Raw genomic sequence first — 17,654 nt, forward strand, 5'->3', positions numbered from 1 at the left:
CGCACGTCGCAACACCGCACGCCACGCCCAAACGGCGGCAAGCCCGCCCTCATCGCCCCCCCAAGGGACCTCAGCGGGATCGAGACCCTCTCGCCACCACACCGCGCGCATCCCCTCCCCAGGGGACCCCAGCCCGCACGGCAGGACGGCAACGCACCCGCCGTCCCGGGTCGCGGTCCTTCCGGGGCCAGATGAACGCCCCCCAAGGGCCCTCGCGGCGGGGCGGAGACTCTCCCGCCGGTCAGGAGGAGAGACGGGCCACGATCTGCGGTCCGAGCTCCGTGACGTCGCCCGCGCCCATGGTCAGCACGATGTCGCCGGGCCGCGCCCGCTCGGCCACCAGCGCGGGGACCGCGGCCCGGTCCGGCGCGTACGCGACCCGCTCGGGAGGCAGCGGCACCCGCCCGGCCACCAGCGCCCCGGAGACCCCAGGCTCGGGATCCTCGCGCGCCCCGTAGACGTCGAGCACGATGGCCTCGTCGGCCAGCCCGAGCGCCGCGCCGAACTCGTCGGCGAAGAACCGGGTGCGCGAGTAGAGGTGCGGCTGGAAGACCGCGATGACCCGGCCGTCGCCGGAGTAGGAGGCGACCACGTCGCGGGCAGCCTTCAGGTCGGCGGTCAGCTCGGTCGGGTGGTGCGCGTAGCTGTCGAACACGGCGATGCCGCCGGCCTCCCCCTTGGCCTCGAAGCGCCGCTTGGCCCCCGTGAAGGCGCCGAGGCCCTGCCTGATCTCCTCGAACGGCAGCCCCAGCTCATCGGCCACGGCGATCACCGCGGTGGCGTTGAGCGCGTTGTGCGCGCCGGGGACGGCCAGCCGCACGTCGCCCCTGCCCTCGATGTAGAAGACCGTGCCGAACCCGTCGGGCCTGATCCCGCTCACGCGGTAGTCCTCGCCCTGCACGCCGTACGTCGTGACCCGCAGCCCCCGCTCGCGCGCCCGGCGAGCCAGCTCGGCCGCGCCCGGGTCGTCGGCACAGGCGATGAGCAGCGAGCCGACCCGCTCGGCGAACCTGGCGAAGCTGTCGTGCACGGCCCGCGGGTCGCCGTAGTTGTCGAGATGGTCGGCCTCGACGTTGGTCACCACGGCGATGTCGGGCGCCAGCATGAGGAACGAGCCGTCGCTCTCGTCGGCCTCGGCCACGAACACCTGGCCTTCGCCGTCGTCGGCGCCGAGCCCGGTGGTGACGAGCTGGCCGCCCACGCAGTAGGACGGGTCGGCCCCGCACTTCTGCAGCGCCACGGTCAGCATCGAGGTGGTGGTGGTCTTGCCGTGGGTGCCCGCGATGGCCACGGCGGTGCGCCCGGCCATGACGGAGGCCAGCGCGGCGGCCCGCGGGATGATCCGCAGCCCCTGCTTGAGCGCCTCGCCCAGCTCGGGGTTGGAGTCGCGGATGGCGGTCGAGACGACCACGGTGTCGACGTCTCGCACGTGCGACGCGGCATGGCCGATGTGGACGGTGGCGCCCAGCTCGCGCAGCTCGGTGATCTGCTCTGAGCTGCGCGCGTCGCTGCCCGACACCCGCACGCCGCGTTTGAGCAGGATGCGGGCGATGCCCGACATGCCTGCGCCGCCGATGCCGATGAAGTGCACCCGCCCCAGGTCCGCTACGGCGACGGGATCGACCAGCTTGACGAGACTCATCGGGCTATCTCCAACACTTTCCTGGCGAGCATGATATCGGCGTCCTTGCGTCCCAGTCTGGACGCCGCCCCTGACATGGCGACGACCCGCTCGGGATCGCGGAGGATGGGCAGCACGTTGTGAATGATCCATTCGGGTGACAGGTCGGCGTCGTCGACCATCAGGCCGCCGCCGCCCTGGGCGATGCGCCCGGCGTTGATGGCCTGCTCGCCGTTGCCGTGCGGCAGCGGCACGTACGCGGCGGGCAGCCCGACCGCGGTCAGCTCCGCGCACGTCAGCGCGCCGGCGCGGCACAGCACGAAGTCGGCGGCGGCGTAGGCGAGGTCCATGCGGTCGACGTAGGGCAGCAGCACGTACTGCGGGTCGCCCGGCGGGGGCTCGCGATCGACGGTGTTGTTCGGGCCGAGCACGTGGAGCACCTGCACCCCCGCCCTGCGCAGCACGGGGGCGGCGCCGAGCGCGGCCTCGTTGAGCGACCTGGCCCCCTGCGAGCCGCCGAACACCAGCAACGTCGGCCGGTCGTTCTCCAGCCCGAACCAGGAGCGCGCCTTGTCGCCCATGGACAGCCGGTCGAGGTTGACGATCTCGCGGCGGATCGGGGTGCCGATGTATTCGGCCTTGGACAGCGTGGTGTCGGGGAAGCCGGTGAAGACGTGGTCGGTGAGCCGGGCGCCGAGCCGATTGGCCAGCCCGGGGCGCGGATTGGCCTCATGCACGACGATCGGCACGCCGCGCCGCTTGGCCGCCAGGTAGGCAGGGGTCGCGACGTAGCCGCCGAAGCCGACGAGGACGTCGGCCTCGGCGCGGTCGAGTATGCCGGCCGCCGCGTTGATCGCACCTGCCAGCCTCCCTGGCACGGTGAGCAGGCTCGGAGTGATCGCCCTTGGCAGCGGCACGGCCGGCACCAGCGCCAGCTCGTAGCCCCTGGCGGGGACGAGCCGGGTCTCCAGGCCGCGCTCCGTGCCCATGCAGGTGATGCCGGCGCCCCGGTCAAGATGGCGCAGCGCGTCCGCAAGGGCGAGCGCGGGCTCGATGTGCCCGGCCGTCCCCCCACCGGCGAGGACCACCCTCATCTCGGTCACTCCCTAACGTGTCACTCGGCCTCTGGTCGTAGCCCCCAGGCCAAGCCAGCTTAGGCCCCTGGCGGCCGGCCCGGGGCCACGAGCTGCCAAGGCTTCTCGCGCGCCTGGCTCGCGTTTGGCGAACGACAGCAGCATGCCGAGCGCGGCGAGCGTGGGCAGCAGCGATGAGCCGCCGTACGAGACCAGCGGCAGCGGGATGCCGGTGATCGGCAGGACGCCGAGCACGGCGCCCATGTTGACGGTCGCCTGCCCGACGATCCAGGCCACCATGGCGGCGGCGGTGAGCCTGGTGAAGGCGTCGTTGACGCGGACGGCGACCCGCAGCCCCGCGTAGCCGAGCAGCCCGAACAGCGCCACCACCAGCAGCGTGCCCATCAGCCCGAGCTCCTCGCCGAGGATGGCGAAGATGAAGTCGCTCTCGCCGTGCGGCAGCCAGCTCCACTTCTGCCGGCTGGCGCCGAGTCCGAGCCCGAACCAGCCGCCCGAGCCCATCGCGATCTGCCCCTGCACGGCCTGGTATCCGGCGTTCTGCGCGTCGGCCCACGGGTTGAGGTAGGCCCCGATGCGCTTCATCCGGTACGGCTCCACCTTGATCATGATGATCGCGGCGAGCACCGCGAGCGCCATGAGGCCGCCGAACAGCTTTATCGGCGCCCCCACGACCCACAGCAGCGCCAGGAAGATCATGAACAGCACCAGCGTGGTGCCCAGGTCGCGCCCGAGCATGACCATGACGGCCAGGATCGCGGTGCCGGGCATGAGCGGGATCAGCATCTGCCGCCACTCGATGCGGCCCTGTCGCGCCCTCCTGGCCAGCAGGTCGGCGCCCCACAGCACGAGCCCGAGCTTGGCCGGCTCGGACGGCTGGAGGGTGAACGGGCCGACGTAGATCCACCGCTGCGCGCCCAGCTCGGACGAGCCGATGAACAGCACCATGACCAGCGCCAGAATCGACAGCGCCATCATGGGATAGCCCGCCCACCGGAAGAACTTGACCGGCAGCCGCGAGCAGGCCCACATCAGCGGCAGGCCCACGGCGGCCGACATCGACTGCTTGAAGAACCACGAGAACGGGCTGCCGGTCTTCTGCAGCGCCTCGACGCTGGAGGCCGACAGCACCATCATCAGGCCGAGCGCGAGCAGCAGCGCGCTGCACATGATGATCAGGTAGTACGTGGTCAGCGGCTTGTCGAGCAGCTCCTTCAGCGCGCCGAGCTGCTCGCGTACCCAGCTGCCCGGCCCCTCGTCGCCGCGCGGCTTCTCACCGCCCGTGCTCACGTCGCCGCCTCAGCTCACGTACGGCGTGCGCGAAGGCCTCCCCCCGCGCCGGATAGTTGGCGAACATGTCAAGGGAGGCCCCCGCCGGGGAGAGCAGCACGGTGTCCCCGGGCGAGGCCAGCCGGGCGGCTTCGGTGACGACTCTTTCCATCGCACCAGTGTCCCGATCGGCGATGTCCACGACGGGGACATTCGGCGCGTGTCGCGCGATGGCTTCCGCGATCGCCGCGCGATCGGCGCCCAGCAGCACCGCGCCGCGCAGCCTGGGGGCCGCCTGGCGCACCAGCTCGTCGACGTCGGCGCCCTTGAGCTGGCCGCCCGCCACCCACACGATCGAGGGGTACGAGGCCAGCGCCGCGGCGGCGGCATGCGGGTTGGTCGCCTTGGAGTCGTCGACGTAGTCGACGTCGCCGATCCGGTCGACGTGGGCGAGGCGGTGGGGGTCGGGCACGAAGTCCCGCAGTCCCTGGCGTACCGCCTCGGAAGGGACGCCGAGCGAGCGGGCCAGGGCAGCGGCTGCCAGGGCGTTGGCGACGTTGTGCGGCGCGAAGGGACGCACGTCCTCCAGCGTCGCCAGCTCCTCGGCCGCCTCCACGGGATCGGCCACGAACGCCCGGTCGACCAGCAGGTCCTCCACCACGCCGAGCTCACCCCGCCTGGGCACCCGCAGCGTGAACCCGACCGCTCCCGGATAGGGCGCGGCCAGCCTGGTCGCCTCGGGATCGTCGGCGTTGTAGATCACGGTCTTGGCCCGCTCGTAGATGCGGCCCTTGGCGGCGGCGTACTCCTCCATGGAGCCGTGCCAGTCGAGGTGGTCGGGGGCCACGTTGAGGATGGCCGCGGCGTGCGGGGCCAGCGTGCTCGACCAGTGGAGCTGGAAGCTGGACAGCTCGACGGCCAGCACGTCGTACGGTTCGGCGACGGCACGCACCACGGGGACGCCCACGTTCCCGACGGCCAGGGCCTTGCGGCCGGCGGCGAGCAGGATCGAGGTGAGCATGCGCACGGCGGTGGTCTTGCCGTTGGTGCCGGTCAGCGCGAGCCATGGCGCCGCCTGCGCGGGCCGCAGCCGCCAGGCCAGCTCGACCTCGCCCACCACCTCGACGCCCGCGCCGAGCGCGGCGGCGATCAGCGGGTGGTGCGGCGCCCAGCCGGTGGTGACCAGCCGCGTCGCCCCTTCCGGCACCTCCATCGCCCCGAAGCGGGTCTCCACCCCCACCGTGGCCAGCTCGGCGGCCGCGGCGAGCTGCCGCTCGCCCTCCGTCGCCTCCACGACCACGACCCGCTCGCCGCGCTCGGCCAGGACCCTGGCCACGGCGGTGCCGGAGACGCCGAGCCCGGCCACGCACGTCACGCTCATGGCCTCGGCATCCACTCGACGTAGAACAGCCCGAGGCCGAGTGCCGAGCAGAGCATCGCGATCAGCCAGAACCTGACCACGATCGTGGTCTCCGCCCAGCCCTTCAGCTCGAAGTGGTGCTGCAGCGGCGCCATCCTGAACACCCGTTTCCCGGTCATTTTGAAGGACCCGACCTGGATGATCACCGACAGTGTGATGATCACGCACAGGCCGGCGAGGATGATCAGCAGGAGCTGGGTACGGGTGGCGATGGCCAGCCCGGCCAGCACGCCGCCCAGCGCCAGCGAGCCGGTGTCACCCATGAAGATGCGCGCGGGCGGGGCGTTCCACCACAGGAACCCGATCAGCGACCCCAGCACGGCCGCGGCCACCACCGCCAGGTCGAGGGGGTCTCGCACCCAGTAGCAGTTGGGTCCGAGCTGGTCGATGCAGTTGTTGCGGAGCTGCCAGTTGCCGATCAGCACGTACGCGGCGAGCACGACGCCGGTCGCGCCGCTGGCCAGGCCGTCGAGACCGTCGGTGAGGTTCACCGCGTTGGAGAACCCGACGATCATGAAGAGCACCCAGATGGTGAAGCCGACGATGCCGATCGACGGGCCGATGTCCCGCAGGAACGACACGCGGGTCTCGGCGGGGGTGATGCCGTAGACGTTCGGCTGGCGCACCACCAGGAACGCGAAGACCGCGCCGATGACGAGCTGGCCGAGCGCCTTGGCGCCGCTGCGGAGGCCGAGGCTGCGCTGCTTGTAGATCTTGATGAAGTCGTCGAGGAACCCGACCGCGCCGAGCCCGGTCATCAGGAACAGCACCAGCATGCCCGACACGGTGGGCGCGGCGAAGGTGGCCAGGTGGGAGGCGCCGTAGGCGAGCAGCGCGGCCAGCACGAACACGATGCCGCCCATCGTGGGGGTGCCCCGCTTGCCGAGGTGGGCCTGCACGCCCTCCTCGCGGATCTCCTGGCCGTAGCCGCGCCGCGAGAACAGCCTGATCGCCAGCGGGGTGCCCAGCATCGAGAGGATCAGGCCCACCGCACCGGCGATGATGATCTCGGTCACTGGGCGGCACCTCCGAGCAGCAGCTCGGCCGTCCGTTCCAGTCCCATGGCTCTCGGTCCCTTCACCAGCACAGCGTCTCCAGGACGCAACCATCCGCCCAGCTCGGCGGCGGCCGCCTCGGCATCGGGCACATGCACAATTCGCATCGCCTGCGCAGGATACGCGGCCCCGGCCCCCGGCTGTCCCCCGCTGGGAGATCCACCGACCGGCGCTCCTCCCACGACGGGCCCGCCCACCGGCGGCGCCGGCGGCTGACCGGGCGCGGCTCCCCCCATCGGCGGCTGCCCGGCCGCCGGCCCACCGGCCGGAGGCTGACCGGCCACGGGTCCACCCGCCTGGGGCCCACCGGCCGCAGGCGCATGCCACCCTTGCTGGGCGGCGGCTTCGTTCCCCTGCCACGCGAGCTGAGGCCCGCCCTGCCCGCCACCGTGCCACTCCTGCGGCGCGCTGCCGCCATCCGGCGCCTGCCAGCCCTGTGGCGCGGCGCCCGGCGCCTGCCAGCCTTGCGGCGCGGCGGCGTCAGTCCCCTGCCGGCCGGGCTGCGGTGCCCCTTGCTCGGGGACGGGCCCGTGCCAGCCCTGTGGCGCGCCCTGATGGGGGCCGGGGGGCAGCGGCCCGGCAGGGCCCAGAGGCCCTCCGGAGGCGTGCGGTCCCGGCACCTGCGGTCCCGAGGCGGACGGTCCCGGCACCTGCGGTCCGGAAGCGGGCGGGAGTCCGGCCGCGGCGTTGGCCGCCGCCTGCGCGTCCAGTGACGCCTGGGCCGCGGCCTGGGCCTGCGCCGCGGCCGCGCGTGCGCCTTCCAGTACGGGCCCCGCGTCGGGACCCGCCACAATCAGCCCCGCGAGCCCGGAGCCGCCGGCCAGCCGGCCCAGCTCGGCGTTGAGCGCGGGCCCGTCCTCGCCCAGCTCCCGCAGCGCCGCGATGACGGCGAAGCGCCGCCGCCCCCGCCCCAGCACCGCGAACGCCTCGAAGGCGGCCCGCATCGAGTCCGGATTGGCGTTGTACGCGTCGTTGACGACCGTGACCCCGTCGGCCCGGTCCGTGACCTCCATCCGCCACCGGCTGCGCGGCGTGGCCTCCGACAGCTCCGCGGCGATGGTGGCCACCGGCAGGCCCAGCTCGTAACCGGCCGCCGCGGCGGCCAGGGCGTTCTCGACCGCGTGCTCGCCGTACAGCTTGAGCGACACGGGCGCGGCCCCCGAGGGCGTGCGCAGCGTGAACGAGGCCCGCCCCCGGGCGTCGACCGAGACGTTCTCGGCCCGGATGGAGGCGGACTCGGCGCGCCCGAAGTACGTGACGCGCGCTTCCGTGCGCGAGGCCATGGCCCGCACCAACGGGTCGTCGGCGTTCAGCACGGCCACGCCGGTGCGCGGCAGCGACTCCACCAGCTCGCCCTTGGCCTTGGCGATGGCCTCCTTGCCGCCGAACACGCCGAGGTGCGCGGTGCCGACGTTGAGCACCACGCCGATCTGCGGCGGCGCGATGCGGGTCAGGTCCTTGATGTGGCCGATGTTGCGCGCGGCCAGCTCCAGCACCATGAAGCGGGTGTCGAGGTCGGCCCGCAGCACGGTCAGCGGATGGCCGAGCTCGTTGTTGAAGCTGCCGACGGGGGCGATGGTGGGCCCGACCCGGGCGGTGAGCTTGGCCAGGAGGTCCTTGGTCGTGGTCTTCCCCGCCGAGCCGGTCACGCCGATCACGGTGACCTTGGGCAGCGACGCCACCTGGGCGGCGGCCAACTCGGCCAGCGCGGCGGCGGCGTCGGGCACGATCACCGAGGGGACGTCGACCGGCCTGGTGGCCAGCACGGCGACGGCTCCGGCCCTGATCGCCTGCGCGGCGTAGTCGTGGCCGTCGACCCGCGCTCCCTCGAAGGCGACGAACAACGATCCCGGTTCGACGGCCCGCGAGTCGATCACGACGGGCCCGCGCACCACCGCGCGGGGATCGGCCATGCCCGACAGGGCGCCCGAGGTTATCTCGGCGATCCTGGCCAGAGGCAACGGGATCATCAGTGCTTCCTGCTTTCCGTGCTTTCCTTGCGTGCGGCGATCGACTCGGCGACCACCTCGCGGTCGTCGAAGGGGATCACTTCGCCTGAAACGTACTGGCCCTGCTCGTGACCCTTGCCGGCCACGACGACCACGTCGCCGCGCCCGGCCCGGGCGATCGCCAGGTCGATGGCGGCCGCGCGGTCGGGCTCAATGATCACATGAGCGCGGTCGTGCTGCGGAACGCGGAGCGCTCCTTCCGTCATCGTCGCGAGGATGGCGAGCGGGTCCTCCGAGCGCGGATTGTCGCTCGTGAAGATGGCCACATCCGCCAGGCGAGCGGCGAGTTCGCCCATGATAGGCCGTTTGCCCTTGTCACGGTCGCCGCCGCAGCCGAGCACGATCGTCAGCGTGCCCGCCGTGACGGACCGCAGCGAGCGCAGCACCGACTCCACGGCGCCGGGTTTGTGTGAGTAGTCCACGACGGCCTGGAACTCGTCGTCCGCGGCCGTGATCCGCTGCATGCGCCCGGGAACGCCGGTGAGCGTCCCGACGCCGTGCACGGCGGCCTGCAGCGGCACACCGGCCTCGACGAGGGTGACGATGGCGCCGAGCGCGTTGGCGACGTTGAACGGGCCCGGCAGCGCGATCTGCGCGTCCGCCTCGACCCCGCCGGGACCCACCACCCTGAACGCGCTGCCGTCCGCGCCCAGCCTGGCGTCCAGCGCCCGCCACTCGGCCTCCGGGTCGCCCAGCGCCGAGAACGTGGTCATCGGCACCTTGGCCAGGTCGAGCAGCTCCCGCCCGTAGCGGTCGTCGATGTTGGTCACGCCGACCCGGCTCAGCTCCGGCTGGAACAGCCGCACCTTGGTCGCGAAGTAGTCCTCGAAGTCCTTGTGGAAGTCGAGGTGGTCCTGGGAGAGGTTGGTGAACAGGGCGACGTCGTAGTAGATCCCGTCGACCCTGCCGAGGGCGAGCGCGTGGCTGGAGACCTCCATGACGGCCGCGCTGACGCCCTCCTCGCGCATCAGGGCGAACAGGCCGTGCAGCTCCGACGCCTCCGGCGTGGTGAGCGTGGGCTGGAAGCGCACGTCGCCCGCGTGGATCTCGACGCCGCCCACCAGGCCCGACGTGTGGCCGGCGGCCCGCAGGCCCGCCTCGATCATGAACGTGGTGGTGGACTTGCCGCTGGTGCCGGTGACGCCGAGGATCTGGATGTCGTGGGCCGGCTGCCCGTACACCCAGGAGGAGATCTGCCCGAGCAGGGCACGCGGGTCGGGCACGACCAGCACGGGAAGCCCGGTGGCGACGGCCGCCTCGCGGCCGTCGCGGTCGGTGAGCACGGCCACGGCCCCCTTCGCCATCGCGTCGGCGGCGAAGTCGGCGCCGTGGGCCTGGTTGCCGGGCAGGGCCACGTAGAGGTCTCCGCGCCTGACGTTGCGGGAGTCGATGGTGACGCCGGTCAGGGCGGCATGAGGCGACCGGGACGAGCCTGAGTCGGCATCGAGCATGGTCGCGAGCCCGGTCAGCGGACGGGGCTGGCTGGTCGTGGGACGCATAGACGACGGGGGACGCACGGCGAGAGCGTACCTTCCCTGCTCACTGTCCCGCGCGCGTCCGCACTGGCGGCGCGGTGGAGCCTGTGGGAGGAATCTTCTTGCTCTTGATGGCGAACGTCATCACATCCTTGAACACGGGGGCCGCCAGCTGCCCGCCGAAGTGGCCGTTCTTCGGGTTCTGCAGCACCGACAGCACGACCAGCCGGGGCTGGTCGGCGGGCGCGAACCCGACGAACGAGGCCGTGTAGCCCTTGTAACGGCCGAGCTCCGCATCGTAGCGGTTGGCCGTGCCCGTCTTGCCCGCCACCCGGTAACCGGGGATGGCGGCGAGCAGTCCCGTGCCCTCCGCGCTCACCGCTGCCTCCAGCATCGTCGTGATCTCCTTGGCCGTCGTCGCGCTCACCACCCTGGTCTGCTTACCTGGGGGAGCGGGAACGAACCTGCCGGACGCGTCCGTCGCACCGGCGACGATCTGCGGCTCGACCTTGACGCCGCCGTTGGCGATGGTCTGGTAGACGCTGGCCATCTGCAGCGCGGTCACCGACACGCCCTGCCCGTAGGCGACGGTGCAGTGCTGGCTGCCCGACCAGTTCTTGTAGTCGGGCAGCAGGCCCGCCTCCGCGCTCGGCACGCCGCCGCCGGGCGTCGTGCCGAACCCGAACGCCTTCAGCATCCGGTAGAGGCGCTCACTGCCGACCTTGCGCGCGGCCATGATCGTGGCCACGTTGCTGGACTCGGCCACCGCCTGGCGGAAGGTCAACGTCTCGACCTTGTGCGCGTGCGCGTCGCGCAGCACCTGGTCGGCGCACCTGATCCGGTCGGGGACCCGGAACACTGTGCCGGGCGTCACCTCGCCGGCCTCGATCGCGGCGGCCGCCGTGATCACCTTGTTGGTGCTGCCCGGCTCGAACACGTCGGCGGCGGCCTTGTTGATGTAGGCCGAGGCGGGGGCCTTGCGCCAGTTGTTCAGGTCGAGCTCGGGGGCGTTGGCCATGGCGACGATCTGGGCGGTCCGCACGTCCATGACGATCACCGTGCCGCTGTCGGCGCCGGCCTTCTTGACCTGCTCGGCGATGGACTCCTGGGCGGCCCACTGGATGTCGCGGTCGATGGTCAGCCGCACGTCCTGCCCGTTCACGGGGGCGGTGTGCTGGCTGCTGGTCATCGGGATGCGCAGGCCGTCGCGGCCTGTCTCGACGCGCTGCTCGCCGTCGCGGCCGGCCAGCAGTTTGTTCTTGGCCTGCTCCATGCCGCCGAGGCCGTCGCCCTCGTCGCCGACGAACCCGATCAGGCTGCCCGCCAGGTCGCCCGCAGGATAGAGCCTGCGGTACGTCTTCTTCGCCGACAGCGCGGGCACGCGGGCCTGCAGCAGGCGGCCGGCCACGACGGGGTCGACGTCCGTGGCCAGGCGCTGGTATCGGGTGTTCGTCCTGGCCAGCTTCGCGGCGATCTCCTGCTCGCTCTTCCCGAGCTGCTGCGCCAGGAGCTTGGTCACCTCCGCGCGCTTCTCGGGGAGCACCTTGGAGGGGTCGATCGACAGCTCACGGGCCTCGACGGTGACGGCCAGCCCGTGGCCGTTGACGTCGGTGATCGAGCCGCGTTTGGCGGGGATCTCCTCGGTGTGCGTGCGCTGGCCCACCGCCGCGGCCTCGTACACCTTGGAGTCGAGACCCTGCATCTGGATCAGCCGCCCGGCGAAGATCGACAGGATGAACGTCATGCCGATCAGGCCGATGTTGATGCGCCTGCGCGGGTTGCCCAGCCGCAGCACGAGTGGCGGCCTGGGCGGTCGCGGCGGCGGCCTGCGCGGCCCTCTGGGGGGCGGCACGTCCCCGCCGCGGCGCACGGCTCCCGGCTCGCGGCCGCGCGCCGGCTCCGGCCTGGCCTGCGGCCTGGGGCCGCCCGCCTGGGTACGCCGAGCCCCTTCGTCTCTGCCCCGGCTCCGGAGGTCGTCCTCCGGCCTGCCGCGCACCCGCTCGTCGCGCCCTCGGAGCCGATCGGCGTCATCGCGTCCTTGGGGAGCACGCCCCCTTGGACGATCGCCCTCATCACGCCCCTGCCCGGCCCGCCCCCTCGGCCGGTCGTCCTCGTCACCGCCGCGCAGGTTACGGCTTCTCGGCCGGTTGTCCTCGTCGTGCGGGGGCCTGCGGGTGCCGCGGTCGGCCTCGCCGCGCGAGCGGGCGCGGGGCACCTCGCCACGGGAACGGCCCGCCGCGCCACCCTGCCGGCCACGGTCCTGGCCCCCTTGGCGCGCGCCACCGGAGCCGCCGGAGCGGGAGCGGCCCGAACGGCCCTGATCGCCCCGGTCGGCGGCGCCCCGCGGCGAACGGCCGGAACGCCCTTGATCGGCGCGGTCGGCGTCGTCCCTGGGCGAGGCGTCGTCCCTGGGAGGGCGGCCGCGCGCGTCGTCGCCGGAGTCGCGCGGCGAACGCCCGCGGGGCTCGTCATCATGGCCGAAGGGCAGGTCGAGAGGGTCCTGTGGGCGCTTGCGCGGCTGGCGCGGCGGGTTCTCCGGCGACGCCGGGCGCCCCGACCCATCAGAACGGGTCCCGTCAGAACGGGCCGAACCCCCTTGACGCCCTCCCCGTCCCGGGCCGCCGGGCGTACGACGAGCGGCGCCGGGCCCTCCTTGAGAGCCGGCGCCGCCAGCGCCGCGGCCGGGGCCCTGCCCCCTGCCGCCTGAATCCCTCACCGTTCCGTGTCCGCCTGGCCCGCCGGGTCGTCATCGCCGGTCCAGCTGTCGACCTTGTCCCAGTCCTTCTTCCAGCCCTGGTTCTCGGCCATCTCGGCGATGACGTTGGGCTGGTTTCTGAGCTCGTAGCGCTGCTGGATCTGCTCGTTCTCCCGGCGCGCCACCGCGATCTGGTCGCGCAGGTTGGCGTCGGTGATGGCGTCCTTGGCGAGCATGGTGTTGAGCAGCAGCAGGCTCACCAGGCCACCGCAGAGCAGGCCGACGACGAGCAGCACGAACGGCGCGCGCTGCCGCCGGGCGGGACGCCGTCGCAGCGCCGGCCGCCTGACCTGCGCGTCCGGCTGGCCGGGCCGGGTGCCCGCGGCGGGACGCGCCCGCTCAGTGGCCGGCCGCTTCTCGCCGAGGTCCGTGCGCGCGCGCGTCGAGGCATCCGTCCGTACGCTCGCGCCGTTCGTACGTGCCCGCTCGGCGCCGGACCGCTTGCCGTCGAGGTCGAGGCGCGCCCGCTCGGCGGCCGACAGCTTGGTCTCGTCAGGACGGGGCCGCGGCTTGGACTGGTGCGGCGCCCCGAGCCGGCGCGCGCCCGTCTTGAGCCCCTGCTTGGGCCCCGGCGTGGGCACTGCGCGGCGGACGGGCGCACCCCGGCCGGTCTCCTGCTCAGTCGTCAACACGGATCCTCTCTGCCGCCCGTAGCCGGGCCGAGGCCGCCCGCGGGTTGCGGGCGAGCTCTTCTTCGCTTGGGAGCTCGGCTCCCCTCGTCAGCAGGCGGAACCTCGGCTGGTGAGCCGGCAGCGGGACGGGCAGCCCGGGGGGGCTGGTGTCCCTGGTTCGCGCCGTGAGGGCCTGCTTGGTGAGCCGGTCCTCCAGTGAGTGGTAGGAGAGCACGACGACTCGCCCACCGAGCGCCAGCGCGTCGAGTGCCGCCGGGAGCGCCGCCTCCAGGGCGGAAAGCTCGGCGTTCACCTCAATGCGCAGCGCCTGGAAAGTCCTCTTGGCGGGGTTTCCCCCGGTGCGCCGGGTCGCGGCGGGAATCGCCTCGCGCACGATGTCCGCAAGCCGCTTGGTCGAGGTTATTGCCTCTTTAGCCCGTTCCTTAATGATCAGGGCCGCGACACGCGGAGCGAATCGTTCCTCGCCGTAGTCACGCAGGATGCGGGTCAACTCCGCCGCGGAGTAGGTGTTGACCACCCTCTCCGCCGTCAGCTCCTGCCCGGTGTCCATCCGCATGTCGAGCGGCGCGTCGTAGGAATAGGCGAACCCGCGCTCCGCCTCGTCGAGCTGCGGCGAGGAGACCCCCAGGTCGAACAGCACTCCGTTGACCGTGGTGCGCCCCGCGCGGGCGAGCACCTCGGCCAGGTCGCCGGAGGAGGCCTGGACCAGGGTGATCCTGTCTGCGTACGGGCTCAGCCTGCGAGTCGAGAAGTCGATCGCGAAAGGATCGCGGTCGATCCCGATCAGGTGCAGCTCCGGAAATGTGGCGAGCAGAGCCTCCGAGTGGCCACCGAGACCGAGGTTGGCGTCGACGACGACCGGTGACGCGCCGGACAGCGCGGGACCGAGCAGCTCCAGAACGCGCTCGAGCATCACCGGAACGTGACCACCCGTGCCAGCGTTGTCCTGCATCTCCAACCCCCCTCTCGCGTCCATGCTCGCGGATGACGCGTATAGATCGATCGCCGGTCATTCCAGAGTCCCCACCCGGCGCCGTCCGGCCAGGTCCCCATCCGCACCCTCTTCGTGGACGCCCGCCATCTGACACCGGGGAAGGTGCATCAGCTGACAAGCAGTGGTTGCGGGTGGAGACCTCGCCGAACGACAGCTCCGACGGATCGACCGTGGCTCCTACAAGATCCCTGGCAGCACCTCCTCCGACAGATCGGCGAACGCCTGCTCCTGTGCGCTGAGATAGGTGTCCCAGGCCTGCGCGTCCCAGATCTCCAGCCGGGTGTTGGCCCCGATGACCACGCAGTCACGCGCCAAACCCGCGTACTGACGCAGGCTCTGCGGGATCGTGATGCGCCCCTGCTTGTCCGGTTTCTCATCGGACGCGCTGGCGAAGAAGACGCGGCTGTAGTCACGCACCGCCTTGGCGGTGACCGGGGCGGTGCTGAGAGCCTCGGTAATGCGCTGGAACTCCTCCACGGGAAAGACGTAGAGGCATCGCTCCTGGCCTTTGGTGATCACAAGACCCTCCGCCAGCTCCTCACGGTACTTAGCCGGCAGGAACAGCCGTCCCTTGTCGTCCAGACGCGGTTGATGGGTGCCGAGGAACACCGGCCCCACCTCCCGTGCCTCGTGAAGCGCTCAGCGCTGGTGCACCGGGCCCTCCACTGCGCACCACCATACTCCACTTCTCCCCACCGTCAACTGATTCGAACCGTCTTCATCATTGCTTTCCGTTGCGTTACCGCAGGTCAGAGCGATGGAGCGGGGTGGAGGGCGGCGACCGGGCGGTCAACCCTCATGGGCGTGTCGAGGGTTCAAAAGCGCGTGGAAATAGGGGCTCGGCCCCTTCACGAAGCCCTCGGTGGGGGAAAGTGGGGGGCCCAGCGGGGCGTCGTGTCACGAGATTCGCACCGCTATGCGACAAGAACAGGAACATCACCAAGGTCCCCTGGAATATCCACAAATGTCGCTCGAGAACCCACAGCGTCGTAGGGTCGTACACACAATGGAAAAGGAATGGCATGGCTCCCGCAATGGCACAGTACGGGACAGCCGTCGCACTTCTCTCATGGAGGCCTGGTGGCAGTTACCCATGATGTCCCTCCCCAGCTCGACGAGCTGGTCTCCACCGCTCACCGGATCCGCAGCGCGATCGAGTCGGTGATCGAGGGCAAGAGCGACGCCGTGCGCCTCACGCTCACCGTCCTGCTCGCGGAGGGTCACCTCCTGATCGAAGACGTGCCAGGGGTCGGCAAGACCATGCTGGCCAAGGCGCTCGCCCGCTCCATCGACTGCCCGGTGCGCCGCGTGCAGTTCACCCCGGACCTGTTGCCCAGCGACATCACCGGGGTCAGCGCGTACAACCAGCAGACCAGGGAGTTCGAGTTCAAGCCCGGCCCGGTGTTCGCGAACATCGTGGTGGGCGACGAGATCAACCGCGCCTCCCCCAAGACGCAGTCCGCGTTGCTCGAGTGCATGGAGGAGCACCAGGTGACCGTGGACGGGGTGACGTACGAGCTGGACTCGCCCTTCATGGTGATCGCCACGCAGAACCCCATCGAGATGGAGGGCACCTATCCTCTTCCCGAGGCGCAGCGCGACCGCTTCACCGCCCGCATCGCGATGGGCTACCCCGAGCCGCACGCCGAGCTGGAGATGCTCGACGTGCACGGCGGCACCTCGCCGCTGGACAAGCTGGAGCCGGTGGCGACGACGGCCGAGGTGCGCGCCCTGATCGAGGCCGTACGCGGCGTGTACGTCTCCCAGGCGGTCAAGAAGTACGCCATCGACCTCGTCGTGGCCACCCGCCACTCCCCCGACCTGCGGCTGGGCGCCTCGCCCCGGTCCACGCTGCAGCTGGTGCGGGCCGCCAGGGCACACGCCGCGCTCTCCGGTCGCGACTACGTCATCCCCGACGACCTGCAGGACCTGGCCATCCCGGTGCTCGCGCACCGGCTGCTGCCCAGCGTCGAGGCCCAGGGACAGCGCCGCCTGCCCGAGCAGGTGGTGACCGATCTCATCAGGCGCGTGCCGGTGCCGGAGACACGGGCGTCATGAGAGCCGGGCTGCGGGCGCTGACCTCCAGGGGCAGGTCGTTCCTCGCCTCCGGCATCGCGGCGCTGCTGATGGCCGTCATCCTGGGCGAGAACGACCTGTTCAGGATCGGGGTGTTGGTGACGGCGCTGCCGCTGCTCGCGGCGATGGTGGCGGCGCGCACGCGCTACCGGCTGAGCTGTGCCAGGCGCCTCGACCCGTCCAGGGCCGAGGTGGGCGGTGAGGCCACCGTGACCCTGCGGCTGGAGAACGTCACCAGGCTGCCGACCGGCCTGCTGCTCATCGAGGACACCGTTCCTTACGCGCTGGGCGTGCGGCCCCGGTTCGTGCTGGACCGGGTCGAGTCCCGGGGCGTGCGGGAGATCGACTACCGGGTGCGCTCGGACCTGCGCGGCCGTTACATGATCGGCCCGCTGTCGGTGCGCATCGCCGACCCGTTCGGGCTGGTCGAGCTGACCCGTTCGTTCACGATCAGCGACACGCTGGTGGTGACGCCGCACGTCGCGGCGCTTCCCCACGTACGGCTGTCGGGCGAGTGGACGGGCGGCGGCGACAGCCGTACCAGGAGTGTGGCGGCGGCCGGCGACGACGACGTGGCGCCGCGCGAATACCGGCAGGGCGACGACCTGCGGCGGGTGCACTGGCGTTCGACGGCCCGCCACGGCGAGCTGATGGTGCGCCGCGAGGAGCAGCAGTGGCAGAGCCGCGGCGCGCTCCTGCTGGACACCCGCAGGTACGCGCACCGCGGTGAGGGCCCGCGCTCGTCGTTCGAGGTGGCGGTCTCGGCCGCGGCCTCGATCGGCGTGCACCTCGCCCGCGAGGGCCTCGGCCTGCGGCTGGTGACCGACCAGGGCGCCGAGCACCTGACGGACACCGGCCTGAGCTGGTCGCTGCTCGACACCCTGGCCGTGATCCGGCACAGCCCGGCCCGCTCGCTGGAGATGGGCGTGTCGGCTCTGCGCCAGGGCGGCGGCGACGGGCTGATCGTGGCCGTGCTCGGCGATCTCGATCCGGAGGAGGCAAGGGAGCTGGCCAGGCTGAGGCACAGCGGCATCACCGGGGTGGCGGTCCTGCTCGACGTGAACACGTGGGACGGCGGCGACCGGACGGCCGCGGAGAACCACCAGGCCGTTCAGACGGTCCTGGCCGGGTACGGCTGGCGCATCGTGCGGCTGCCCGCGGGCACCTCGATCGCCTCCGTCTGGCAGGACGCCGCCAACCGCGGCCGGTACGCGCTCAACCCGGCGGGAGGCGCGGCATGAGCGGGAGGCGCGGCAT

At 72.1% G+C, this 17,654-nt stretch carries 13 protein-coding genes; 2 read left to right on the plus strand and 11 right to left on the minus strand.

The window, feature by feature from the left end; all coding sequences use genetic code 11:
* Positions 1-241 precede the first annotated feature (241 nt).
* The 11 genes from murC to mraZ all read right to left on the minus strand — a co-directional run bounded on the left by murC (position 242) and on the right by mraZ (position 14,930).
* Positions 242-1,642: a UDP-N-acetylmuramate--L-alanine ligase gene (gene murC, locus ACIBVN_RS10865; RefSeq protein ID WP_397134929.1), complete on the minus strand. Its 1,401-nt coding sequence runs from the start codon at positions 1,640-1,642 to the stop codon at positions 242-244.
* Positions 1,639-2,715 carry an undecaprenyldiphospho-muramoylpentapeptide beta-N-acetylglucosaminyltransferase gene (gene murG / locus ACIBVN_RS10870; RefSeq protein ID WP_397134931.1) on the minus strand — a complete coding sequence of 359 codons (1,077 nt, stop codon included), beginning with the start codon at positions 2,713-2,715 and terminating at the stop codon, positions 1,639-1,641. The genes murC and murG overlap by 4 nt, the downstream gene beginning before the upstream one ends.
* Positions 2,716-2,727: 12 nt before the next feature.
* The gene (ftsW, locus tag ACIBVN_RS10875; protein WP_397134933.1) at positions 2,728-4,002 is read right to left on the minus strand and encodes a putative lipid II flippase FtsW; all 1,275 of its coding nucleotides are present in this window, start codon (positions 4,000-4,002) and stop codon (positions 2,728-2,730) included.
* Entirely contained in the window at positions 3,986-5,362 is a 1,377-nt protein-coding gene (murD, locus tag ACIBVN_RS10880) for a UDP-N-acetylmuramoyl-L-alanine--D-glutamate ligase (protein ID WP_397134935.1), read from the minus strand. The genes ftsW and murD overlap by 17 nt, the downstream gene beginning before the upstream one ends.
* The gene (gene mraY, locus ACIBVN_RS10885) at positions 5,359-6,417 is read right to left on the minus strand and encodes a phospho-N-acetylmuramoyl-pentapeptide-transferase (RefSeq protein ID WP_349447977.1); all 1,059 of its coding nucleotides are present in this window, start codon (positions 6,415-6,417) and stop codon (positions 5,359-5,361) included. Before mraY ends, murD begins: the two co-directional genes overlap by 4 nt.
* Positions 6,414-8,426 (minus strand): UDP-N-acetylmuramoyl-tripeptide--D-alanyl-D-alanine ligase, encoded by a 2,013-nt coding sequence (gene murF, locus ACIBVN_RS10890; protein ID WP_397134937.1) that lies wholly within the window; start codon positions 8,424-8,426, stop codon positions 6,414-6,416. Before murF ends, mraY begins: the two co-directional genes overlap by 4 nt.
* A complete protein-coding gene (locus tag ACIBVN_RS10895) occupies positions 8,426-9,964 on the minus strand; it encodes a UDP-N-acetylmuramoyl-L-alanyl-D-glutamate--2,6-diaminopimelate ligase (protein ID WP_397134939.1) in 1,539 nt (512 codons plus the stop codon). Before ACIBVN_RS10895 ends, murF begins: the two co-directional genes overlap by 1 nt.
* Positions 9,965-10,004: 40 nt before the next feature.
* Entirely contained in the window at positions 10,005-12,155 is a 2,151-nt protein-coding gene (locus tag ACIBVN_RS10900; RefSeq protein ID WP_397134941.1) for a penicillin-binding transpeptidase domain-containing protein, read from the minus strand.
* Positions 12,156-12,652: 497 nt separating this feature from the next.
* Positions 12,653-13,324, minus strand: a complete 672-nt coding sequence (locus ACIBVN_RS10905; RefSeq protein ID WP_397134943.1) for a hypothetical protein — start codon at positions 13,322-13,324, stop codon at positions 12,653-12,655.
* Positions 13,314-14,303, minus strand: a complete 990-nt coding sequence (gene rsmH / locus ACIBVN_RS10910) for a 16S rRNA (cytosine(1402)-N(4))-methyltransferase RsmH (protein WP_397134945.1) — start codon at positions 14,301-14,303, stop codon at positions 13,314-13,316. Before rsmH ends, ACIBVN_RS10905 begins: the two co-directional genes overlap by 11 nt.
* A 195-nt stretch (positions 14,304-14,498) precedes the next feature.
* Positions 14,499-14,930, minus strand: coding sequence for a division/cell wall cluster transcriptional repressor MraZ (gene mraZ, locus ACIBVN_RS10915; protein ID WP_397134947.1), 432 nt, complete (start codon positions 14,928-14,930; stop codon positions 14,499-14,501).
* 408 nt (positions 14,931-15,338) lie between these two features.
* On the opposite strand from mraZ, the gene ACIBVN_RS10920 reads away from it, so the two are divergent.
* On the plus strand, positions 15,339-16,379 hold the full coding sequence (locus ACIBVN_RS10920; RefSeq protein ID WP_397134949.1) for an AAA family ATPase: 1,041 nt from the start codon (positions 15,339-15,341) through the stop codon (positions 16,377-16,379).
* On the plus strand, positions 16,376-17,638 hold the full coding sequence (locus ACIBVN_RS10925; protein WP_397134951.1) for a DUF58 domain-containing protein: 1,263 nt from the start codon (positions 16,376-16,378) through the stop codon (positions 17,636-17,638). The genes ACIBVN_RS10920 and ACIBVN_RS10925 overlap by 4 nt, the downstream gene beginning before the upstream one ends.
* The last annotated feature ends 16 nt before the right edge of the window (positions 17,639-17,654 follow it).

The sequence above is a fragment of the Nonomuraea sp. NPDC049400 genome, from assembly GCF_044466425.1.
In the GTDB taxonomy this organism is placed as follows: domain Bacteria; phylum Actinomycetota; class Actinomycetes; order Streptosporangiales; family Streptosporangiaceae; genus Nonomuraea.